At 73.8% G+C, this 22,205-nt stretch carries 15 protein-coding genes; 5 read left to right on the top strand and 10 right to left on the bottom strand.

Annotated features, from left to right (window positions below; genetic code table 11):
* Positions 1–64: 64 nt before the first annotated feature.
* Positions 65–3,436 (bottom strand): ATP-dependent DNA helicase, encoded by a 3,372-nt coding sequence (locus tag GL259_RS25605; protein WP_159535673.1) that lies wholly within the window; start codon positions 3,434–3,436, stop codon positions 65–67.
* A 257-nt stretch (positions 3,437–3,693) separates the two neighbouring features.
* A complete protein-coding gene (locus GL259_RS25600; RefSeq protein ID WP_159535672.1) occupies positions 3,694–4,080 on the bottom strand; it encodes an MGMT family protein in 387 nt (128 codons plus the stop codon).
* 188 nt (positions 4,081–4,268) lie between these two features.
* Here GL259_RS25600 and GL259_RS25595 point away from each other — a divergent pair, with 188 nt between their 5' ends.
* The 3 genes from GL259_RS25595 to GL259_RS25585 all read left to right on the top strand — a co-directional run bounded on the left by GL259_RS25595 (position 4,269) and on the right by GL259_RS25585 (position 10,314).
* Positions 4,269–7,034, top strand: a complete 2,766-nt coding sequence (locus GL259_RS25595; protein ID WP_159535671.1) for a lysylphosphatidylglycerol synthase transmembrane domain-containing protein — start codon at positions 4,269–4,271, stop codon at positions 7,032–7,034.
* 112 nt (positions 7,035–7,146) lie between these two features.
* Positions 7,147–8,700: an alpha/beta fold hydrolase gene (locus tag GL259_RS25590; protein ID WP_159535670.1), complete on the top strand. Its 1,554-nt coding sequence runs from the start codon at positions 7,147–7,149 to the stop codon at positions 8,698–8,700.
* Positions 8,701–8,835: 135 nt separating this feature from the next.
* Positions 8,836–10,314, top strand: coding sequence for an alpha/beta hydrolase (locus GL259_RS25585; protein WP_159535669.1), 1,479 nt, complete (start codon positions 8,836–8,838; stop codon positions 10,312–10,314).
* A gap of 552 nt (positions 10,315–10,866) precedes the next feature.
* Here the strand turns inward: GL259_RS25585 and GL259_RS25580 are convergent.
* The 8 genes from GL259_RS25580 to GL259_RS25545 form a co-directional block, all read right to left on the bottom strand.
* Entirely contained in the window at positions 10,867–11,313 is a 447-nt protein-coding gene (locus GL259_RS25580) for an SRPBCC family protein (RefSeq protein WP_159538974.1), read from the bottom strand.
* A 604-nt stretch (positions 11,314–11,917) separates the two neighbouring features.
* The gene (moeZ, locus tag GL259_RS25575) at positions 11,918–13,096 is read right to left on the bottom strand and encodes an adenylyltransferase/sulfurtransferase MoeZ (RefSeq protein ID WP_159535668.1); all 1,179 of its coding nucleotides are present in this window, start codon (positions 13,094–13,096) and stop codon (positions 11,918–11,920) included.
* 63 nt (positions 13,097–13,159) lie between these two features.
* Positions 13,160–13,909, bottom strand: coding sequence for a spherulation-specific family 4 protein (locus tag GL259_RS25570; protein ID WP_159535667.1), 750 nt, complete (start codon positions 13,907–13,909; stop codon positions 13,160–13,162).
* Positions 13,897–14,925: an NAD-dependent epimerase/dehydratase family protein gene (locus GL259_RS25565; RefSeq protein ID WP_159535666.1), complete on the bottom strand. Its 1,029-nt coding sequence runs from the start codon at positions 14,923–14,925 to the stop codon at positions 13,897–13,899. The genes GL259_RS25570 and GL259_RS25565 overlap by 13 nt, the downstream gene beginning before the upstream one ends.
* Before the next feature lie 213 nt (positions 14,926–15,138).
* Positions 15,139–16,347, bottom strand: coding sequence for a hypothetical protein (locus GL259_RS25560; protein WP_243762387.1), 1,209 nt, complete (start codon positions 16,345–16,347; stop codon positions 15,139–15,141).
* On the bottom strand, positions 16,344–18,104 hold the full coding sequence (locus GL259_RS25555; RefSeq protein WP_159535665.1) for a DUF3492 domain-containing protein: 1,761 nt from the start codon (positions 18,102–18,104) through the stop codon (positions 16,344–16,346). The genes GL259_RS25560 and GL259_RS25555 overlap by 4 nt, the downstream gene beginning before the upstream one ends.
* Before the next feature lie 172 nt (positions 18,105–18,276).
* The gene (locus GL259_RS25550; RefSeq protein ID WP_159535664.1) at positions 18,277–19,815 is read right to left on the bottom strand and encodes a DUF3152 domain-containing protein; all 1,539 of its coding nucleotides are present in this window, start codon (positions 19,813–19,815) and stop codon (positions 18,277–18,279) included.
* 8 nt (positions 19,816–19,823) lie between these two features.
* Complete coding sequence (locus GL259_RS25545) at positions 19,824–20,897, bottom strand: alpha/beta hydrolase (protein ID WP_159535663.1); 1,074 nt, start codon at positions 20,895–20,897, stop codon at positions 19,824–19,826.
* Positions 20,898–21,084: 187 nt separating this feature from the next.
* Between GL259_RS25545 and GL259_RS25540 the strand changes: the two genes are divergently transcribed.
* Positions 21,085–21,312, top strand: a complete 228-nt coding sequence (locus GL259_RS25540; RefSeq protein ID WP_159535662.1) for a hypothetical protein — start codon at positions 21,085–21,087, stop codon at positions 21,310–21,312.
* Positions 21,313–21,510: 198 nt separating this feature from the next.
* Positions 21,511–22,155, top strand: coding sequence for a TetR/AcrR family transcriptional regulator (locus GL259_RS25535; RefSeq protein WP_159535661.1), 645 nt, complete (start codon positions 21,511–21,513; stop codon positions 22,153–22,155).
* Positions 22,156–22,205 lie beyond the last annotated feature (50 nt).

The raw sequence follows: 22,205 nt of genomic DNA, 5'->3' as shown, positions 1-22,205 counted from the left end.
CGGATCACCCTCCGGGGACGACGAAAGCGCAGGTCGGCACGGGTGGTGCGATGCGTCACGCCGGTCACTCGACCACGTGCCGCCCCTCGGGCCGGGCGCTGCAGGAGGCCCGGAAGGCGCAGTGGGCGCAGTGCTGCCCCGCGGTCGGGGTGAACCGTTCGTCGAGGACCTTGCCGGCGGCCGTGGCCAGCAGGTCGCCGACCCACTCCCCCTCCAGCGGCTGCTGGGCCTGCACCTTGGGCAGGGCCTCGCCCCCGTCCCGTTTGGCGGCCCCCTGGCGCAGCTGGACGAGCTCGGCGCCGCCCGGTTCGGGGCGCGCCCCGTCGAAGACCTCGTCGACGGCGCCCTCGCGCACGGCGAGCTGGTAGACGGCGAGCTGCGGGTGCCGGACCACCTCGGCGGAGCTGGGCGCCTGCTTGCCGGTCTTGAAGTCGACGACGTAGGCGCGGCCCTCGCCGTCGGCCTCGACGCGGTCCATCTGGCCGCGGATGCGGACCTGGTAGTCGCCCGCCTCGAGGGTGACGTCGAAGTCGTGCTCGCTGGCCACCGGGGTGCGTCCGGCGCGGTCCATGACGTGCCACTTCAGGAAGCGTTCGAGCGCGACGCGCGCGTTCTCCTTCTCCTGCGCCGACTTCCACGGCGCGTCGAAGGCCAGCGCGTTCCACACGGAGTCGAGGCGCTCCATGAGGACGTCGAGGTCGGCCGGGGTGTGTCCGGAGGCCACCTCGTCGGCCAGGACGTGCACCACGTTGCCGAAGCCCTGGGCGGCGGTCGCGGGGGCGTCGGCCTTCACCTCGCGGCCCAGGAACCACTGCAGCGCGCAGGTGTTGGCGAGCTGGTCGAGGGCGCTGCCGGAGAGCACCACCGGCTGGTCGCGGTCGCGCAGCGGCACCCTGGACTCGGTCGGCTCGAACATGCCCCACCAGCGGTAGGGGTGCGCGGACGGGACGAGCGGACGGCCGTCGTCGTCGGCGAGGGCGGCGAGCCGGGCCAGCCGGTGGGCCGCGGCCCGGCGGAGGGCGTCCGAGACGCGCGGGTCGACCGTCGTGGCCCGCAGTTCGGCGACGAGCGCGGCCACGGACAGGGGGCGGCGCGGGCGCCCGGTGACGTCCTTGGGTTCGACGCCGAGTTCGGTCAGGAAGCGGGAGGGCTGGTCGCCGTCGTCCGCGGGCGCCTTCACCGCCGTCACGACCAGGCGTTCACGCGCGCGCGTGGCGGCCACGTAGAACAGGCGTCGCTCCTCGGCGAGCAGGGCGCCCGGGGTGAGGGGTTCGGCGAGTCCGTCGCGGCCGATGCGGTCGGCCTCCAGCAGGGAGCCGCGGCGGCGCAGGTCCGGCCACAGGCCCTCCTGGACCCCGGCCACGACGACCAGGCGCCACTCCAGGCCCTTGGAGCGGTGCGCGGTCATCAGGCGCACCGCGTCGGGACGGACGGCGCGCCGGGTGAGGGTGTCGGCGGCGATGTCCTCGGCCTCGATCTCCTCCAGGAAGTTCAGGGCGCCGCGGCCACCGGTGCGCTCCTCCGCGCGGGCCGCGGTCGCGAACAGCGCGCACACGGCGTCGAGGTCCCGGTCGGCGTTGCGCCCGGCCGCGCCGCCGCGCCGGGCGGAGCGCTCCAGGCGCTGGGGCCACGGCGTGCCGTCCCACAGGTCCCACAGGGCCTCCTCGGCCGTGCCGCCGCCGGCCAGGCGCTCGCGGGCCTTGCGCAGCAGGGCGCCGAGGCGCTGGGCGCCGCGCGCGTACGCGGGGTCGTGCACGGCCAGCCGCTCCGGCTCGGCCAGCGCCCGCGCGAGCAGTTCGTCCGAGGGCGGCGGCAGCGGATTGCCCGCGGCCCGCTCCTCCTCGCGCAGGGCCCGCCCGAGGCGGCGCAGGTCGGCGGCGTCCATGCCGGCGAGGGGGGAGGTGAGCAGGGTGAGGGCGGTCTCGGTGTCGAGCCGGTACGGCTCCGGCACGTCGTCGGTGCCGGAGCCGGGACGGTCCGCGTCCGCGGCGGCCCCGCCGGTCCCCTCTCCCGCGGTCCCCGCGGCCCGGCCGGGGCCCTCGGCCGCCGCCGTCGCCACCACCCGCAGGGCCGTCAGCAGCGGGGCCACCGCCGGCTCGTGGCGCAGGGGCAGGTCGTCGCCGTCGACGTCCACGGGGACGCCCGCCGACGTGAGCGCGCGGCGGACGACGGGGAGGGTGCGGGAGCCGGCGCGCACCAGGACGGCCATGTCGCTCCAGGGGACGCCGTCCTCCAGGTGGGCCCTGCGCAGGATGTCGGCGATGTTGTCCAGCTCGGTGCCGGGCGTCGGGTAGGTGTACACCTCGACCCGGCCGCCCTCCCGCACCGGGACCGGCTCCCGGTGGGCGCGGACCTTCTCGGCGGGCAGGCGGGGCAGCGGCATGCGCCGGGTCACCAGCCGGGTGGCGGCCAGCAGGGCGGCGCCGGAGCGGCGTGAGGTGCGCAGCACCCCGACCGGGGCCGGGCGGCCGTCCGCGCGGGGGAACGCGTGCGGGAACTCCAGGATGCCGCCCACGTCCGCGCCCCGGAAGGCGTAGATCGACTGGTCGGGGTCGCCGAAGGCGACGAGGGTGCGGCCCTCCCCGGCCAGGGCGCGCAGCAGGCGCACCTGGGCCGGGTCGGTGTCCTGGTACTCGTCGACGTAGACGGCGTCGTACCGCGCGGCCAGCCGTCCGGCGGTCTCCGGGCGGCGGGCGAGGAGCACCGCGCGGTGGACCAGTTCGGCGTAGTCGAGCACGCCCTGGAGGTCGAGGACGTCGAGGTACTCGGCGAGGAAGGCGGAGGCGGCGCGCCAGTCGGGGCGGCCGATGCGGCGGGCGAAGGCGTCCAGGGCGTCGGGGCCGAGGCCCAGTTCGCGGCTGCGGGCGAGCACCGCGCGGACCTCGTCGGCGAAACCGCGGGTGGTCAGGCAGGCGCGCAGTTCGTCCGGCCAGCGCACGTGGGCGAGTCCGAGCCGTTCCAGGTCGACCTGGCCGGCGAGCAGTTCCCGGACCGTGACGTCCTGCTCGGGGCCCGACAGCAGCCGCAGCGGTTCCGCGAAGAGGTCGCCGTCCTGGTGGGCGCGGACCAGGGCGTAGCAGAACGAGTGGAAGGTGGTCGCCTGCGGGGCGCGCGCGGCGCCCATGCGCAGGGCCATGCGGTCGCGCAGCTCGACGGCCGCCTTGCGGCTGAACGTCAGCACCAGGATGCGCTCGGGGTCCCCGCCGCGGGCGATCCGCGCGGCCACGGACTCGACGAGCGTGGTGGTCTTCCCGGTGCCCGGGCCTGCGAGGACGAGCAGTGGTCCGCTCTCGTGGTCAACCACGGAGCGCTGTGCGGCGTCCAGTCGAGGGGGATCCATGCGAGCCGGCGGGGTACGCACCAGTCGATAAGCGCCACGGCTCCCCCGCCGCACCTGGGGGTGCGACAGGCCGCTGGTGGAGGAAGAGGAGCTCACGTGGTTCGCCGGTCCTGGTGGGTGTGCTGGTGGGCGGTCCGCCGCGCGTGGGTGGCGGTGGACCCGGGGTGAGGGGGACTCGCGCTGCCGACGCTACGCCGGTGAAAAGTATGGAAGCAGGGCTTCCGCTTCTTCCCGCACGGCACTCACGACACGCTCGTCCCCTCCCTCACGAACGTACGTCATGCCACGGACGTGTTCCGTTTCCCCATGACGGAGCAGAGGTCACACGGCGGCGCGCGCGATGGCGGAAGCTGTCAGGTGTGACCCTCGCCCTGTCCACCGCCGTCCCACCGCGCACGCTTCATGTCGAGGCGCGGCACGTGGCCCTGAGCGGCCCGGTCCGCCTCCCTCAGGGGCGTGCCCTCCGCGCGGTAGTGGCCGAGTGCCCTCAGTTCGTGGCCCGGCAGCAGGACACCGTCCGCGCGGACGACGCGCCACCACGGCACGGCGCCCCCGTAGAGGGCCATCACGCGCCCGACCTGCCGGGGACCCCCCTCCCCCAGCCACTCCGCCACGTCGCCGTACGTCATGACGCGTCCCGGCGGGATCAGCTCGGCCACCTCGAGGACCTGCTCGGCGTACTCGGGCAGGGCGTCCGGGGGCTCCGGGGCGGCATCGGGCGGAAGGCTCTCCTGACTCATCCGGCCCATCCTGCACCACCCCACCGACAACGCCGGGCGCACGCGCGCGTGTGCGCCCGCCTCGCCCCGGCGCACCGCTTCGGGCAGACTGTGCGGCCCCGCACATGGACCCTGATGCCCCCTCGTGCCGGTGCGGCATGCCACCATCGTGCGGGCGGTGACTGGTGATACGAGACCAAGAAGAGACGATGAAGCAGCAGGGCGCGCACCCCGGGGACACGGAGGGCACCCCTGACGCCTCGTCGCGCCCGGACACCGCGAGCGCCGACCCGGAGGAAGCCGGCCCCGAGGGCGCCGGCACCCGGGCGGCCGGGAGGAAGGCCGCCCTGGACAGCGACGACGCCGACGCGGCGCACATCGACGAGGTCGAGGGCGACGAACCCCTGCTGCCCGCGCGGGTGCACCGCCCGTCCGACCTCATGCGGCTCCTCGTGGGCGTCCTCGCCGTCGTGGTGCTGCTGGCGATCGCCGCGTTCGCCCACGGCACCACCTCGGGCCTGGAACAGGACATCACCAAGGGCACCGGGCAGGCACCCGACCTGTTCATCAAGATCGCGGGCCTGGCCTCCAGCATCGCGATCCTCCTGGTGCCGGTCGCCTTCGCCATCGAGCGGCTGATCAAACGGGACGGACTGCGCATCGCCGACGGCGTGCTCGCCGCCGTCCTCGCGCACGGCGTGACCCTCGCCACGGACCTGTGGGTCGCGCGGGCCGCCCCCGGCTCGATCCAGGAGGCGCTCACCCAGCCCTCCCCCGGCGACATCAACGCCCTGACCGATCCCGTGCACGGCTACCTGGCCCCGGTCATCGCGTACATGACGGCCGTCGGCATGTCCCGCAGACCCAGATGGCGCGCGGTGCTGTGGGTGGTCCTGCTCCTCGACGCCTTCTCGATGCTCGTCACCGGGTACACGACCCCGTTCTCGATCATCCTGACGGTGCTGATCGGCTGGACCGTCGCCTACGGCACCCTCTACGCGGTCGGCTCGCCCAACGTGCGCCCCACCGGCCGGACCCTGATGGCGGGCCTGCGCACCGTCGGCTTCCGTCCCGTGAGCGCGTCCCGCGAGGAGTCCGGCGACGCCTCCGAGGCCGGGGACCGGGGACGCCGGTACTTCGTCACCCTGGAGGACGGCCCGCCGCTGGACGTGACGGTGGTCGACCGCGAGCAGCAGGCGCAGGGGTTCTTCTACCGCGCGTGGCGCAATCTGACCCTGCGCGGCTTCGCCACCCGCAGCAGCCTCCAGTCACTGCGCCAGGCCCTGGAACAGGAAGCCCTGCTGGCGTACGCGGCCATCGCGGCCGGCGCCAACGCGCCCAAGCTGATCGCGGCCTCCGAGCTCGGGCCCGACGCGGTCATGCTCGTCTACGAGCACAGCGGCGGGCGCACACTCGACTCGCTGCCGGACGAGGAGATCACCGACGAACTGCTGCGCGACGCCTGGCACCAGGTACGGGCGCTGCAGTCCCGCCGCATCGCGCACCGCAGGCTGGTGGGCGACGCGATCCTGGTGGACCGTTCCGGCACGGTGATCCTCAGCGACCTGCGCATCGGCGAGATCGCGGCCGGCGATCTGCTGCTGCGCATGGACGTCTCCCAGCTGCTCGTGACGCTGGGCCTCAGGGTGGGCGCCGAACGGGCGGTGGCCTCCGCGCTGAGCGTCCTCGGTCCCGACGCCGTGGCGGACTGCCTGCCGATGCTCCAGCCCATCGCGCTGAGCCGCTCCACGCGCGCGACCCTGCGCAGGCTCGCCCGGGAGCGGGCGGAGCGCGAGCGCGAGGCGGTCCTGGAGGCCTCCCGGCAGGCCCGGCTGCTGCGCGCCGAGCAGGCGGCCGCCGACGACACCGACAAGCCCGTGCTCGAGAAGCCCGACAAGAAGTCCGTACGCGCGGAACAGCGGGCCGAGAAGCGGGCCATCGACGAGGCCCTGGAGGGGGCGCGCGAGGAGGACCTCCTCACCCAGATCCGGCACGAGGTGCTGCGGATCAGGCCGCAGGCCCCGGTCGAACCGGCCCGCCTGGAGCGGGTGCGGCCGCGGACGATGATCAGTTTCATCGCCGGCGCGATCGGCGCGTACTTCCTGCTGACCCAGCTCACGCACATCGAGTTCGGGCCGCTGATCGCCAACGCCGAGTGGGGATGGGTGGCCGCGGCCGTGCTGTTCTCGGCGGCCAGCTACTTCGCGGCCGCTCTGGCGCTGCTGGGGTTCGTGCCGGAGCGGGTGCCGTTCCTGCGGACGGTGGCGGCACAGGTCGCCGGGTCGTTCGTGAAGATCGTCGCCCCGGCGGCGGTGGGCGGCGTGGCCCTGAACACACGCTTCCTCCAGCGCGCGGGGGTGCGGCCGGGGCTCGCGGTGGCGAGCGTCGGCGCCTCCCAGCTGTTCGGGCTGGGCTGTCACATCCTGATGCTGCTGTCCTTCGGCTATCTGACCGGCACCGAGAAGACGCCCTCCCTGTCGCCGTCCCGCACGGTCATCGCGGGGCTGCTGACGGTGGCGGTGCTGATGCTCGTGGTGACCTCGGTGCCGTTCCTGCGGAAGTTCGTCGTCACGCGCGTGCGGTCGCTCTTCGCCGGGGTCGTGCCGCGCATGCTCGACGTGCTGCAGCGGCCGCAGAAGCTGGTCACCGGCATCGGCGGCATGCTGCTGCTCACGGCCTGCTTCGTGATGTGCCTGGACGCCTCGATCCGGGCGTTCGGCGACGAGACGACCTCGATCAGCATCGCCAGTGTCGCCGTCGTCTTCCTCGCCGGCAACGCGCTGGGGTCGGCGGCGCCGACGCCGGGCGGTGTGGGCGCGGTCGAGGCGACCCTGACGGTCGGCCTGATCGCCGTCGGGCTCCCCAAGGAGGTCGCCGCGCCGGCGGTGCTGCTGTTCCGGCTGCTGACGCTGTGGCTGCCGGTACTGCCGGGATGGCTGGCCTTCAACCACCTCACGCGCAAGGAAGCACTGTAGGGGCGCGAGGGCGGGCACGGCGGGGGCGGACGCCGTGGGACCGGTCCCGGGTCCTTACCCCGTACGGCCCGTGCCCCGCGCGCCCCGCCCCGGACCGCCGCAGGATGGAGGCATGCCCCGCCCCTTCCGCCTGCGTGCCGCCGCCCCGACCGTCTGCGCCGTACTGCTGTCCGCGCTGCTGGCGGGCTGCGGCGGGGACGACGGGAACGACGGGTACGCGGACCTGACGCAGCAGGAGCTCAGCTGGAAGGACTGCCCGGCCCAGTCCGAGGCCCAGGGCGGAGGTCCGGCCCCCTCGCCCCTGCCGGACGGAGCCGGGTGGAGCTGCGCCACCCTGAAGGCGCCCCTGGACTGGGACGAGCCCGGGGGCGACACCATCGACCTCGCGCTGATCCGCGCGAGGTCGAGCGGCGGACCGGACGAGCGCATCGGGTCCCTGATCTTCAACTTCGGCGGCCCTGGCGTTTCGGGCGTCGCCACGCTCCCCGCGTTCGGCGAGGAGTACGAGACCCTGCGCACCCGCTACGACCTGGTGAGCTTCGATCCCCGCGGGGTCGGCGACAGCGCGCCCGTGCGCTGCGTGAGCGACCGGCAGCTCGACGCCTACCTCCAGCAGGACGCGACCCCCGACGACGCCGCCGAGCGGACCGAGCTCCTGAACAGCACCAAGGAGTTCAACGCGGCCTGCGAGGAGAACTCCGAACGGATCCTGCCGCACGTGCGCACCACGGACACCGCCCGCGACCTCGACCTGATGCGCCAGGTCCTCGGCGACGACGAACTGCACTACTTCGGCATCTCCTACGGCACCGAACTCGGCGGCGTCCACGCCCACCTGTTCCCGCAGAAGGTGGGCCGGGCGGTGTTCGACGCGGTCGTCGACCCCACACGGACCCCCGAGCAGGTCTCGCTCGGACAGGCCCGGGGCTTCCAGCTCGCGCTCGGCAACTACGCCGAGCACTGCGTCTCCCGGGCCGGCGGCTGCCCCGTCGGCGACAGCGTGCAGGAGGTGGAGGACCGTATCGCCGGGCTCCTGGAGGACCTCGACGCCGAGCCGATCCCCGGTCTCCCCCCGCGCGAGCTGACCCAGGCCGCGGCGGTCGACGGGATCCTCCAGGCGTTGTACTCCCAGGAACTCTGGGAGTTCCTCACCCAGGGCCTGGAGGAGGCCTACAACGGCGACGGAACGATTCTGATGGTGCTGTCCGACTCCTCGAACGGGCGCGACCGGAACGGTGAGTACAACAACCTCGTCCCCGCCAACGTCTCCATCAACTGCGCCGACTACAAGCCCCGTTACGGCGTCGGGGACGTGGAGCGCGGGCTGCCCGCGTTCCGGGCCGCGTCCGAGTTGTTCGGCGACCACCTGGCCTGGGGCTTGATCGGCTGCACCGACTGGGCGGTCCCGGGGGCCGCCGACCGTCCCGAGGTGAGCGCACCCGGCGCGGCCCCGATCCTGGTGATCGGCAACACCGGCGACCCGGCCACGCCGTACGAGGGGGCGCGCAGGATGGCGCGGGCGCTGGGTGAGGGAGTCGGTGTCGAGCTGACGTACGAGGGGCAGGGGCACGGGGCCTACAACAGCGGGAACGGGTGTGTGCGGGACGCGGTGGACGGCTATCTCCTGGACGGAAAGGTGCCCGCGTCCGGCACCGTCTGCTCCTGAAGCAGACACCGTCTGAAAACTGCAGGTCAGAACGTTTTCCACAGGGTGCCCCGGTGGGAGGCGGATCTGCCTACCATGGCCTGACCGCCATCCGCGGCACGGCGCGGACGGTCGGCGAGGGGGGGAAGGCGCCACATGACGCGTATCACACGGTGGGCGGCTCTGACGGCCGTCATCACGCTGCTGGCGGTGGGCTGCGGCTCGTCCGGCGACGACGGCAAGAACGACGGGACGGCACTCGACTGGGGCCGCTGCAAGGCCTCGGGGGACGCCCCCGCCCCGGGCGGTGACTGGCAGTGCGCCACGCTCCGGGTGCCGCTGGACTGGTCGGAGCCCGACGGCACCACGATCGGGCTGGCGCTGATCCGGGCGAAGGCCACGGGGGACGACCGTCTCGGCTCACTGCTGTTCAACTTCGGCGGCCCGGGCGGCTCCGGCGTGTCCACGATGCCGTCCTACGCCGACACCGCCGCCGAGCTGCGCGAGCGGTACGACCTGGTGAGCTGGGATCCGCGCGGGGTGGCCGCCAGCGAGGGCATCCGCTGCCGTGACGACGCGGAGATCCGGGCGGCCGAATCGTCGGTGGACGGCACCCCGGACACGCCGGCCGAGGAGCGGGCGTACCTCGAGGACGCCGCCGACTTCGGCCGGGGCTGCCAGGAGGCCGCCGGGAAGCTGATGGCCCACGTGTCGACCACCGACACCGCCCGCGACATGGACCGCATCCGGCAGGCCCTCGGCGACGACAGGCTGAACTACTTCGGCATCTCCTACGGCACCGAACTCGGCGGCGTCTACGCCCATCTGTTCCCGCAGAAGGTGGGCCGGATGACGCTCGACGCGGTGGTCGACCCGAGTGCCGACGCGGTGGGCCACGCCAGGAACCAGACGCGCGGCTTCCAGCTGGCGCTCGACAACTACCTGAAGTCCACCGGCCGGGATCCGCAGGAGGGCTCACGCGAGATCGCGGAGTTGCTGGAGCGGATCGACGCGGAGCCGTTGCCGACGTCCTCGTCCGGACGGAAGCTGACGCAGACGCTGGCGCTGACCGGCATCGTCCTGCCGCTGTACAGCAAGTCCGGCTGGCCGGCGCTGACCAGCGCGCTGCGGGCGGCGGAGAAGGGAGACGGCACGGAGCTGCTGGCGCTGGCCGACGGCTACAACGAACGCGACTCCTCGGGCCGCTACGGCACGAGCACCCACTCGCAGCGGGTCATATCGTGCCTGGACGACAAGCAGCGGCCGACCGTGGCGGAGACGAAGAAGCTGCTGCCGGAGTTCGAGGAGATCTCGCCCGTGTTCGGGGCCTTCCTCGGCTGGGACACGGCCGGCTGGTGCCACGACTGGCCGGTGCCCGGCCGGCACGTCACCCCGGAGGTGAGCGCGCCGGGTGCGGACCCGGTCCTGGTGGTCGGGAACACCGGCGACCCGGCCACGCCGTACGAGGGCGCCCGGAGGATGGCGGACGAGCTGGGCGAGGGCGTCGGCGTGGTGCTCACCTGGAAGGGCGAGGGACACGGCGCGTACGGCAGCGGCAGCGACTGCGTCGACTCCACGGTGAACGCCTACCTCCTGAACGGCACGGTCCCCGAGGACGGCAAGGTCTGCTCATGACGAGGGCGGGAGCTTCGGAGGCCCGCGGCACCCGAAGCCCCCACCTCGACTACGGCTACGGCTACGGCTCCGAGTCGGCGGACTCGATCGCATCGGAGATCGCACAGCGACCGGGCGACGCGACCGGAGAGCAGGCTCTTCGGTACCGGGTCACTGACTGATGGACTCGCCAGGGGTGAGTGTGTGACCGCGTGACAGCGCCGACAGGCACGGGCGGACACGCGCGCACATCCATGGACGACCGCGGCAGCTCAGAGGCGTTGCGTGCCCAGGCATAACCCTCACCCGAGTTGCTTCCGGACGAAGCGGTCGCCGTGCCGCAAGGGCAGATGCGGGAGGCAGCCACGGTCAACGAGGGTGGCTGGTGGGTGTGTCCGGCTCCGCCGACTCGACCGGTGAATCAGCAGGTCGCCGGCCCGATGCCCCAGCCTCTCCCCTCAAGCGGGGGTCGCAGGTTCGGATCCTGCCGTGGCACAGGGGAAAAGGCCGCCTGCCGACGTTGGTGGGTGGCCTTGCACGAGCAGTGAACCGCCTCGGGTGTTCGAAGGCGCCTCAGACGCTCACGGCATGCTCGCGCACCGCGATCCGAGCCAGCTTCGTCAGCATCATGCCGTTGCGGACCCTGATGAAGTAATCCACCGGGAGCCCGTGCATCCGCGTGCCGGGGCCCCGGAGGGGGTGCCAATCGAGGGTGAAGAGGGTGTGCTCGCCCCAGGGGGTCAACTTCATGGCGATGCGAGCCGCACCGAAGGGTTCTGCCTTCGCTTCCAGTTGCAAGCGGTGTCGCGGTTCGGAGATGCGGACGATGCAGGTGTCCTCGAGGGTCAGAGGGCCGGCCCCGACGCGGACTTTCAGTCGGGCGCCTACGTCCGGCCAATGCGGGTCCACGGCGAGGACTTGCTGGGTTCCTGTCACCCACTCCCTGTAGCGGTGGCCGTCGGACAGCAGGCTCCAGACTTCGGACGGCGAGCTCAGGATCAGGCAGCGGTTCCGGGCCATCATCACGCTCCTGGAGGACGGGCAGTACGGAGCACCCCCCGTCATGGGGTCACCGGGATGAGGACGTCCGGCGCAGCAGAAGCGCGGCGGGGTAACCGGCCACTCCCCGGCTCGACGGGTGGACCCAGCGCACCGGGTTGCCTCTCCAGCCGTCCCACGGGCTTGGCTTCCAGCGTCACGCCGATCGCACCACCTGCACAGTCCGAGAGATCCAGACGGGTGAGTCGGCAGTCGGGGATGAGCCTGTGCCGGCCGACGCGGAGCAGCCGCAGCGCACGGCGCAGCCGTCGCCCGGCGTCGACGACGGGCGTCGACAGTGCCGGGCGACGGCGGACCGGGCCGGTCCTCCGAGGACCAGCCACCCGACGCCAACGGTGCCAACCGCCGCCGAGCGAACCCCTCATGCGGTGGTCACGCCTCCCTGCCGCGCCGGACGTACCAGCCCACAGCCGGGCACGACGGAAACGACGGCACAAACGCCCCCACGGTCGTCGCCGCGTCCAGGACCGGCACACGAGGGCCGGCGCGCAGGCGGAAGCCCACGGCATCCGAACTGGTCGGAGCCGTGGGCTTCGTCAGGCCCGCCGGCCGGCGGAAGGGGTGATCAGTAGACCGGCTTCTGCGGCTCGATCTGGTTGACCCAGCCGATCACGCCGCCGCCGACGTGGACGGCGTCGGAGAAGCCCGCGGACTTGAGGACCGCAAGGACTTCCGCACTGCGGACACCCGTCTTGCAGTTCAAGACGATCCTCTTGTCCTGCGGCAGGCCCTCCAGGGCGTTGCCCATGAGGAACTCGTTCTTGGGGATCAGGCGGGCGCCCGGGATGGAGACGATCTCGAACTCGTTCGGCTCGCGGACGTCGATGAGCTCGATGTTCTCGCCGTCGTCGATCCACTCCTTGAGCTGCTTGGGAGTGATCGTGGAGTCGGCGGCCGCCGCCTGGGCCTCCTCGGACACGACGCCGCAGAAGGCCTCGTAGTCGATGAGCTCGGTGACGGTCGGGTTCTCGCCGCAGACCGCGCAGTCGGGGTCCTTGCGGACCTTGACCTGGCGGTACTGCATCTCCAGGGCGTCGTAGATCATCAGGCGGCCGACCAGCGGCTCACCGATGCCGGCGAGGAGCTTGATGGCCTCGTTGGTCTGGATGGAGCCGATGGACGCGCACAGCACGCCCAGGACGCCGCCCTCGGCGCAGGAGGGGACCATGCCGGGGGGCGGGGGCTCCGGGTAGAGGCAGCGGTAGCAGGGACCGTGCTCGGACCAGAAGACCGAGGCCTGGCCGTCGAAGCGGTAGATCGAGCCCCACACGTAGGGCTTGTTCAGCAGCACGCAGGCGTCGTTGACCAGGTAGCGGGTCGCGAAGTTGTCCGTGCCGTCGACGATCAGGTCGTACTGGCTGAAGATGTCCATCACGTTGTCGGCCTCGAGCCGCTCCTCGTGAAGGACCACGTTCACGTACGGGTTGATGCCCTGGATCGTGTCGCGGGCGGACTCAGCCTTGGGGCGGCCGATGTCGGCCTGGCTGTGGATGACCTGGCGCTGCAGGTTCGACTCGTCGACCTCGTCGAATTCCACGATGCCGAGCGTGCCGACACCGGCTGCCGCCAGGTACATCAGGGTCGGCGAGCCGAGCCCGCCCGCGCCCACGGCGAGCACCTTGGCGTTCTTCAGCCGCTTCTGCCCGTCCATCCCCACATCGGGGATGATCAGGTGGCGGGAGTACCTGCGGACCTCGTCTACGGTGAGCTCGGGGGCCGGCTCGACCAGGGGTGGCAGCGACACGGGGACTCCGTTGGTCGGTCGATCACTACGGTTGTTCTCCGCTTAACAGTGCCACGGCCTTTTTCATTCCGAGACACCCGTCCCGATGTTCGAGACGATCTCGTCCCAGTAGCCGGGCAGCGGCTCCCAGGGATCGGTGCGGCCGCCGCGGCCCGTGTGGTCGGTGAAGTAGATCGTCGCGGCGCCCTGCCAGCGGGCGATGCGCAGGGCCTCCTCCAGGTGCGGTCCGGGCACCCCGTGCACGAAGTGGCAGAAGCGTTCGGGCGGATGGTCGGCGGTCCACTCCGCCGCCTGCGACCAGCGGTAGTCGCTCCAGGGTCCGGAGAAGGTGACCAGTTGGTCGGCGTCGTCGGCGTATCCGGGGTACGGGTGGGTGCCGTGGCCGAGGACGATGTGGGCACCGTCACGGATCACCCGGAGCGTGGTGACGGTGCGCCGGACCTCGGGGAGCCCGGCGCGGTCGGCCGGGCAGCGGTCCAGGAGGAAGCCGTCGACCCGGTACCAGTCGAGGAACCGGTGGGCGTCCGAGATCACCTCGCCGAAGGTGCGCAGGCCGTACGCGGCGTCGACGTGGCCGAGGACGCGGACACCTGCGTTGCGCAGGCGGCCGGCCGCCTCCAGGCAGTGCGGGTCGGGCCGGACGCCGGGGCCGTCGGCCACGTTCAGGACGACCCAGTGCAGGGGGGCGCCCGGGCGGGTGAGTTCCCTCCACTCGGCCGGGGCGACGAGGGGGTGCGCGAAGCCCGGGACGCCGAAGCCGGTTCGGACGCCGGTGCCCGCGGTGCCCGGTCTGACGCTGGTCAGATACGGCATGCCGCCTCCATCCAGATGTCGGCCAGGGACTCCTCGAGGTTGATCCGGGGGCGCCAGCCGAGCCGGTCGCGTGCGGTGCGCACGTCGGCCTGCTGCCAGCCGCCGCAGCCGTCCGGGTACGGGTACGCGACCGGAGGCGCGTGGTGGTCCGCTTCGGCGCGGGGATGGCCGATGGTGGCCCTGAGGTGGGCGGGGTGGCCCGTGTGGGAGGCGTGCGCGGCGTGCGAGATCGGTGACGCGTGCGCCCCGTGGGGGCCGGGGGGACCGTCCAGTTCGGTGAGGGTGCCGCCGTACCCGGCCACGCGGGCGAGGATCCCGGCGGCGTCGCGCAGGCGGACGGCGCGGCCCGAGCCGATGTTGATGACGCCCTGTGCGGCGGAGAGCGAGGCGGCGTGGACGGCGCGGGCCACGTCACGGACGTCGACGAAGTCCCGCTGGGCGCCGAGTCCGCCGAGCCTCAGCTCGCCGTCGCCGGTCTGCATGGCGCGGCGCATGGCCTCGGCGAGGCGGCCGAGCGGGGAGCCGGCGGGGGTGCCGGGGCCGACGGGTGAGAAGACCCGCAGGACGACGGCGTCCAGGCCGGAGCCGAGGACCAGCTCGGTGGCGGCGAGCTTGCTGACGCCGTACGGGCCGCCGGGGCGGGGGACGGCGTCCTCCGCCGTGGAGGAACCGGGCTGGCTCGGGCCGTACTCCGCGCTGCAGCCGATCTGCACGAGACGCGCGCCGCAGCCGCTGCGGCGCAGGGCCTCGCAGACGGTGGCGACGGCGACGGTGTTGTGCCGGGTGAGCTCGCGGGCACCGCCCCGGGTGGCGCCGGCGCAGTTGACCACCACGCCGGGGTGGACGGCGTCGAGGAAGCGGGTGAGGGCGCCGGGGCTGCCGGTGGCGAGGTCGAAGCGGACGTCGGCGTCGTCGCCGCGGCCGAGGGCGGTGAGCTGGACGGCCGGGTCGGCGAGCAGGCGGTCGGCGACGAAGCGGCCGATGTAACCGTTGGATCCGATCAGCAGGACTCTCATCGGGCGGCTCCTTCGGCGTCCGGAGCTGCTGGGCGGGTGGTCATGTGGGGTTCTCCTTCGGATGCGGATGCGTGGGGGTGGGGGGCGGGAGCCGTGGGGGGCGGGAGCGGCGCGCGGCTGCCGGACGTCCGCCGTTCGGCCCGCCTTCGCGCCGTGCGCGGGCACGGGCCGTGCCCGCCCGGCTCGCGCGGCCCGCGCGGGGAGCCCGGCCGGTCACCGCGGTTGCTCCGGGTGGGTGTGGGCCGAGGCCCGGGCGAGTGTGCGGGACGCGTGGACCAGGAGGACCAGGGCCGCCGCCCCGCAGGTGAGGGTGGGGACGGCGGCGGGGCCCCAGGCGGTGGCCAGCGCGTCCACGGGGGCGGCCAGCGGCCCGCAGCCGGGGAGGCGGGCCGCGAAGACCGTGGCCAGGGCCGCTGCCTGGGCGACGGCCGTGGCCGCGAGGACCACCCTCGGGGCGTGGGTGAATCCGTGGACCGCGAGGAGGCGGGCCAGGAAGAGGAGGGCGCCCAGGGCGAGGGTCCGGGGGTGGGCGGGGGGTGCGTCGAGGAGTGCGGCCGAAAGGGCGAGGAGCACTCCCAGGGCGCCCAGGTACAGGGCGAACGCGCCGAGCAGTACGGGCCGGACGGAAGCGGCGAAGTCCTCCAGGCCCCGGCTCGAGACGAGCCTGCGGCGGGCGCGGGCGCGGAAGAGGTGGGCGGTCCAGGCCGCGGGCGCGCAGGACAGGGCGAGGGCCAGGACCGGGGCGGCGGTGAGCGGCCAGTCCCCCTCGGCGGTGCCGGTGGGCAGGCCGTCGGGGCCGCCGGTGACCGCGGTGCCGAGCAGGCCGTCGCCCAGGAGGGCGTAGCCGACGAGCCAGCAGGTCCAGGACGCGGTGGCGGGGCGTCGCGGGGCGGGTGAGACGTGGTCGCCGGTGCTCAGGGGGCCTCGGCGCAGTGCCGCGCGCAGGGCGAGGGCGACGGCGAGGACGCCGGCGGTCGCCGCGAGGAGGCGGGTCTGGCCGTGGGTGAGGCGCAGGGCGGCCAGGGAAGCGGCGCACAGCGCTCCGGGGAGCAGGGTGAGGACCACCCAGTCGGCGCGCGCCCCGGGGGCGGCCGTGGCCGGGGCGGGCCGGGTCTCGCCGTCGCGGGGGACGCGGGCGTACAGCTCCTCCGCGAGGGAGAAGACGTCCCGGTGGCGGAAGCGCGCGGCGGTCCGGTCGGTGACGCCGTGGGCCTCCAGGCCGGCCGCGATCTCCAGGGGGTCCACGGCCCGTTCGCACAGCTCGCGGTGACGGTGCAGGAGTGCCTTGACCGGATCGGCCGCGCCCCGGCGGGCGGTGGGGGCGGGGTCGGCCGCCGGGGCGGTGGCCCGGCCGTCCGGCTCGGGGGACCGCGGGCCGCCGGGCTCCGCTGTCTCTCGGTGCGGTGCGCCCAGGTCGTTCATCGGGCTGCCTCCGTCGCGGGCGCCGGCGTGGCGCGTACGGGTGTGCTCGTCGCCCATGTGGGGAGGGCGCGCGGGGCGGGGTCGGTCCAGTGGCCGGGGACGTGGGCCTCGGCGGGGGTGGCGAAGGGCAGGGGGTCGCCGCCGTCGTTCAGCAGGAGGCGGCGGACCGGGGTGCGCGCGACGGTCTCCAGATACAGGCCCTGGAACGCCGCGACGTTCTGCTCGACGGTGAACAGTTCGAGTGCGCGGGCGCGCGCGGCGGCTCCGAGGCGCTCGCGGCGCGCGGGATCGCGCAACAGGGACACGCACGCCTCGGCGAGCGCCCGCGGGTTGCGCGGCGGGACGACGAGGCCCGTTCCGCCGATGGCCTCCACGACGGCGCCGACGTCCGTGGAGACCGTCGCGCGCCCGCAGAACATCGCCTCGACCAGCCCGGCGGGGAACCCCTCGACGACGCTGGACAGAACGGTCACGGCGCCCGAGGCGTACGCGTCGGCGGCGGTGGGCAGGTCCGGGCCGCCGATCTCCTCGAAGGACACCGGGTTGTCACCGACGGAGTGCGGGCCCTCGGCCTCGTCCGGGAAGAGCTGCGCGGCCAACGCCTTGCAGTGGCCGAGATAGCCGGCGCCCTCCGCACCGGAGGGGCCGCCTATGATCCGCAGTCGGGTCCCGGGCTCCTCCTTGTGGATCTCCGCGAAGGCGTGCAGCAGCGAGACCAGGTCCTTGGCGGGCTCCACACGGCCGACCCAGACCAGGGTGCGCGGGTCCCCGCGCCCGGGTGACTCGCCGACCTCCTCGAAGGGCGCGGCGTCCATGCCGGGGTGGACCGTGCGGAGCTTGGCCCGGTCGGCGCCGCAGCGTTCCTGCCAGCGGCGGGCGTGGGCGTTGCCCGGGGTGACGAACGCGGCCCGGCGGTAGGTCTCGGCGGCGAGCCTGCCGTGGAAGGCGGCGAGCAGGGAGCGGACCGCGGGCGAGGAGTCCGGACGGGTCAGGTAGTGCGTCCGCAGCCGTACGCCGTACTCGGTCACCAGCAGCGGGATGCCGAAGAAGTGGTGGGCGAGCAGGCCCGGCAGGGCGGCCGCGCCGCCGGCCGTGGCGTGGCACAGGTCGACCGCGCCGAGCCCGTCCTCCTCGTACCAGTCGAGCGAGAGGGGGCGCAGGGCCTGCTCCAGGTGCGCGGCGACGGCCAGCAGATCCGGTACGCGGGCCTCGCGCGCGGCGCGCAGGACGCGGGGCGCACGACAGGCGCGTTCCAGGGCGCGTACGGCGGTCTCGGAGCGGAGGGCGGCCACCAGGCCGCCCTCGTCGCGGGCGAGTTCGGCGAGGCCGTTCAGGGCGGTGGCGAAACGGTCCGCCTCGGGCGACACACGGGCCGTCCCGGTGGGTTCACGGCGTGCGCCGGGCGTCGCCGCGGGCCGTGCGCCGGGGGCGGCGTCAGGCGCGGCTCCGGGGGCGGCGGGGTCCACCGCCGCGCAGAGCACGGCGGCCAGTTCGCCGTAGTGCTCCGTGAAGCGCCGGCGCGCGCGGCGGCCGTACACCACCCCGTCGTCCTCGGCCGCCCACAGCGGCGCGGTGCGCACCCTGCCGACCTGCGGCGGCAGCGGGACCCAGCCCGCGTCCTCCTGGGCTTCGCTGCGGCTGAACGCGTAGACGTCGAACTCGTGTTGGTGAAGTCCGCGCACGAGGCGGTCGCACCAGAGCCCGGCGCCACCGCTCACATACGGATAACCACCCTCCGTAAGCAGTCCGATGCGCACGTGTGCACCCCCGATCTCCCGTATGGGGAGCCGCCGTTGGTCCGGCGGCTCGCAGCGGGACGAACGTATGCGGACAAGGCGGTGGTGCGATGGACGGTTGTCCATCGCACCACCAAAAGGGGTGAACGGGCGTAACCTTCCTGCGCGGGGCGCGTTTCGCCCCGTCAGGGGATCAGGCCTTCGGGTAGGGCCACGGGTTCGGCCGGCAGTCGATGCCGTCGTGGTCCACGAACTTGGTCTGCTGCTGCATGACCGGGGCGAGTTCGCCGTCCTTGTCGCAGGTGACGTGGCCGTAGCCCAGGCGGTGGCCGATCTCGTGGTTGATCAGCATCTGGCGGTAGGCGTGGATCTCGTCGCCGTACGGCTCCGCCCCCTGCGCCCACCGGTACGCGTTGATCATCACGCGTTCGGTGGCCGCCGAGTCGCAGGAGACGTTGTCCACGGTGGTGTCCAGGCCGGACTTGGCGCACCAGTCGGCGGTGGTGCCGGGGCTGGCGAGGGTGATCACGAAGTCGGGCCGGCCGGAGTGGATGCGCTCGAAGGTGCGGGCGCCGTTGTGCGCCCAGCTGCGGTCGTCGTTGAGCGTCTTCTGCACGGCCTCGGCGAAGAGTTCGCCGTCGAGGCCGAGGCCCTGCTCCACGTCCACCCGGTAGGTGATCTTCTGCCCCGTGCCCGGCGCCTTGTCGATGCCGGGGATCGCGTCGAACTTCCCCGAGCCCGCGAGCGTGGCGCCGAGCGGGTACCTCCGCTCCATCTTCTGCTCGTACGTCAGCGGCTCGGCGCCGGACACCCCGCCGGGCGTCTCCCGGTCGTCCCCGCGCGAGGCGGGGTCCCGGACGTCACGCGCCCGGTCGACGGCGGACTGCGCCTGTACGTCGGTGCCGCCGTGTTCGTCGGCGACCTGGCCGGCCACGACCACGGCCAGCACCGTGGTGACGGCGGCGGCCGCGATCCCGGTGAACGCCCGCCCCTTGCCGCCCCTGTTCCGCGCGGGCTCACCGGTGGGCGGCGCGTCGTCGCCGGGGCCGGACGCGACGGCGGTGCCCGCGGCGGTGGTCCAGTCGGTGACGGCGGCGTACGGGTCCGCGGGGTGCGCGGCGGCGGGCGGGCGCGGCGCGGCGGCGGGCGGGCGCGGCGTGAAGAGGTCGCCGGCCTCGTCGAAGGCGTCCAGGTAGTCCTGCCGCGGGCCTCCGGGGGGCGCCTGCCGCTGCCGCGGCAGGGGCACCTCGGCCCCGGCCGGCACGCCGTGTCCGGTCCCGGGCGGGCCTCCCGCCGGCCGCCCCGTCAACTTCCCCCAGCCACCGCCGGGTTCCCGCTGCTCGGGGTGGCCGCCGCGGACCCGGGGGGTGCCGTGGGCGGGGGTGCCGTCGGGGAACGGGGGGACACCGTGCGCCGGGGTGCCGTCGAAGGCGCGCGGGACGCCGTGAGCGGGCGTGCCGTCCGGCAGGCGCGGGAAGCCGTGCGCCGGCGTGCCGTCCGGAAGCCACCCGTCCGGGAGGCGTGGCACCGCGCCGCCCGGCGTGCCGTACACCGGGGTCCCGTACGCCTCGGGCGCGCCGGGAGGCGTTCCGGCCGGCCCCGGACGGGCCTCCCGCCGGCCGTCCCGCCGGGTCTCTCCCCGGGCTTCGCGGCCGTCCCGGCCGCTGCGTGCTGCAGTTGTGTCCGCGGTGTCGCCCTTCGGGGCGGGCCCACGGCGGCTGTGGCGTCCCACGTCGCGCCTCAGCCCCTCACGTTCTCGGCGGTGACCCCGCCGTCGACGGCCTCGTCCGCACCGCTGTCGGCGGCCGGACCGGGGGCGCCCTTCGCGCCCGGCTCCCCAGTATCCCCCTCGCTCCTCGAATCCCTTGCGTCCGCGAGGAGTTCACGGAAGGCGAGGGCCACGGTCTCGGGGTACTCCATCATCGCCACGTGCCCCGCGTCCGGGAGTGTCACCAGCCGCGAGTTCCGGAACGCGCGGGCCGCCCGCTGGGCCATGCGGAAGCCGACGAGCTGGTCCCGGCCGCCGTAGACGAGCAGGGTCGGCGCGAGCACCCGCTCGGCCTGGCGCCACAGTCCGTGCTGGCCACCCAGCGTGTAGGCGTTGACGAGGCCCCGCGCGGAGCGCGCCGTCGCGTCCCAGAAGTACGGCAGCCGCATCCGCCGCTCCATCTCGTGCACGGCGTTGCGGAACCCCTCCGGCGTCACTCGCCCGGGGTCGCCGTAGCAGAGATCCATCACGCCGCGGACCCGCTGTTCCGCCGTCCACCCCCGGGTGATGCGGGTGAACAGCGGTGCGACCCCGGGCACCGCCAGCAGTCCCGTCGGGACGGCGGTGCGCTGCACGCGCAGCTCCGGCAGGGCCGGCGAGACGAGCGTGAGCGTACGGACGAGGTCCGGGCGCACGGCGGCGACGCGTGTCGCGACCGCGCCGCCGAGCGAGTTGCCGAAGAGGTGCACCGGGCCGCGTCCGGCGGTGTCGAGATAACGGATCACCGCGCGGGCGTGCGCGGAGACGGAGTAGTTGCCGTCGTCCGGGGGCGGGGAGTCGCCGAAGCCCGGCAGGTCCACCGCCTCGCTGTCGACGACGTCCTCCAGCAGGGGCATCAGGGCCGACCAGTTCAGCGAGGAGCCGCCCAGTCCGTGGACGTAGAGGGCGGGCGGCAGCCCCCGGCGCGCGGGCGGCCTCGACCGGATCGACAGCGTGACCCCGGGCAGCTCCACCGACCTGAGCCGCTCGCCCTCCGCGACCCTGACGGCGGCCACTTCGGGAAGCACGCTTGCGGGCGGCACGGACGGCGGCTCGGTCGAAGACATGCGGCAATGTTACGAGACGATCACGCAATGGCTCACGTGTTCGCCGTCACAGGGCCGCGTGCGCATCGCGTCACGTCCCGGTCGCGGATCGCATAGCGTCCGGATCGGGTGTCTCCTAGGCTCGTACAGAGGGCACCCGCATGTGGCCCCTGCATTCCCAGGGACGTTCGTAGGAAGGGAGCCCAGCATGGCCGTAGATCCGACCGACCCCGAGACGTTCGAGGAGGACGAGGACGTCCGCGAGGGTCAGGAGTTCGACGTCGAGGCGCCCGTGGTCGACGCGGCCGAGCAGCACGCGGAGGTCAGGCCGGACCGCGACGACCCGCTGACCGGTGTCGATCCCGATCGCGCCAATGAGGCGGATCTGGTGGAGCAGGCGAGGATCGTCTCCCTCGACGAGGACGACTACCGGTGAGGAGACCGCCGAGGAGGGCCTCGACGAGCAGGAGAGAGGCCATATTTTGCCCACTCTGACACCTTTTGAAACCGTCCGTACGGCTTTCGCTGTCGTCCGGTCCGTGAAATTCTGCGCTCTCACCGCGCACACCACGGTTACCGAAAAGTACGATGGCGGCGCGGCTCACACCGCATGTGGACGACAATGGGAGGCGGCGTGACAGCCATCGAGCAGACAGAGGCGGTACGCCCGAGGGGGACACGCCTGCCGCGCCGGGCCCGACGGAACCAGCTGCTGGGCGCCGCCCAGGAGGTCTTCGTCGCGCAGGGCTACCACGCGGCCGCGATGGACGACATCGCCGAGCGCGCCGGCGTCAGCAAGCCGGTGCTGTACCAGCACTTCCCGGGCAAGCTCGATCTCTACCTCGCGCTGCTGGACCAGCACTGCGAGTCGCTGATCCGGTCGGTGCGCCACGCGCTCGCGTCGACGACCGACAACAAGCAGCGCGTCCGGGCGACCATGGACGCCTACTTCGCGTACGTCGAGGACGACGGCGGCGCCTTCCGCCTGGTCTTCGAGTCGGACCTGACGAACGAGCCCGCCGTGCGCGAGCGCGTCGACAAGGTCACCAACGACTGCGCGGAGGCGATCTGCGACGTCATCGCCGAGGACACCGGGCTCTCGCGGGCGGAGTCGATGCTGCTCGCCTCGGGGCTGGGCGGACTCGCCCAGGTGGTGGCCCGGTCCTGGCTGCACAGCGACCGCAGCGTGCCGCGCGACCAGGCGGTGCAGTTGCTGACCTCGCTCGCCTGGCGGGGCATCGCCGGATTCCCGCTGCACGGCAACGAACAGCAGCACTGACCGCGGGCGCGGACACCGGCGGTCGTTTGTTCCCGCCGGCTGTTCGCTCC

Origin of the sequence: Streptomyces sp. Tu 3180 (assembly GCF_009852415.1) — a bacterium.
In the GTDB taxonomy this organism is placed as follows: domain Bacteria; phylum Actinomycetota; class Actinomycetes; order Streptomycetales; family Streptomycetaceae; genus Streptomyces.
The sequence above is the reverse complement of the archived record's forward strand: the minus strand, read 5'-3'. Positions and strand labels throughout refer to the sequence as shown.

Excerpts from the sequence above, each read along its gene's own strand:
- GL259_RS25600 (WP_159535672.1), bottom strand. The coding sequence starts at position 4,080 with ATGAGTCAGGAGAGCCTTCCGCCCGATGCCGCCCCGGAGCCCCCGGAC.
- GL259_RS25595 (WP_159535671.1), top strand. The coding sequence starts at position 4,269 with ATGAAGCAGCAGGGCGCGCACCCCGGGGACACGGAGGGCACCCCTGAC.
- GL259_RS25590 (WP_159535670.1), top strand. The coding sequence starts at position 7,147 with ATGCCCCGCCCCTTCCGCCTGCGTGCCGCCGCCCCGACCGTCTGCGCC.
- GL259_RS25585 (WP_159535669.1), top strand. The coding sequence starts at position 8,836 with ATGACGCGTATCACACGGTGGGCGGCTCTGACGGCCGTCATCACGCTG.
- GL259_RS25580 (WP_159538974.1), bottom strand. The coding sequence starts at position 11,313 with ATGGCCCGGAACCGCTGCCTGATCCTGAGCTCGCCGTCCGAAGTCTGG.
- GL259_RS25570 (WP_159535667.1), bottom strand. The coding sequence starts at position 13,909 with ATGCCGTATCTGACCAGCGTCAGACCGGGCACCGCGGGCACCGGCGTC.
- GL259_RS25565 (WP_159535666.1), bottom strand. The coding sequence starts at position 14,925 with ATGAGAGTCCTGCTGATCGGATCCAACGGTTACATCGGCCGCTTCGTC.
- GL259_RS25560 (WP_243762387.1), bottom strand. The coding sequence starts at position 16,347 with ATGAACGACCTGGGCGCACCGCACCGAGAGACAGCGGAGCCCGGCGGC.
- GL259_RS25545 (WP_159535663.1), bottom strand. The coding sequence starts at position 20,897 with ATGTCTTCGACCGAGCCGCCGTCCGTGCCGCCCGCAAGCGTGCTTCCC.
- GL259_RS25540 (WP_159535662.1), top strand. The coding sequence starts at position 21,085 with ATGGCCGTAGATCCGACCGACCCCGAGACGTTCGAGGAGGACGAGGAC.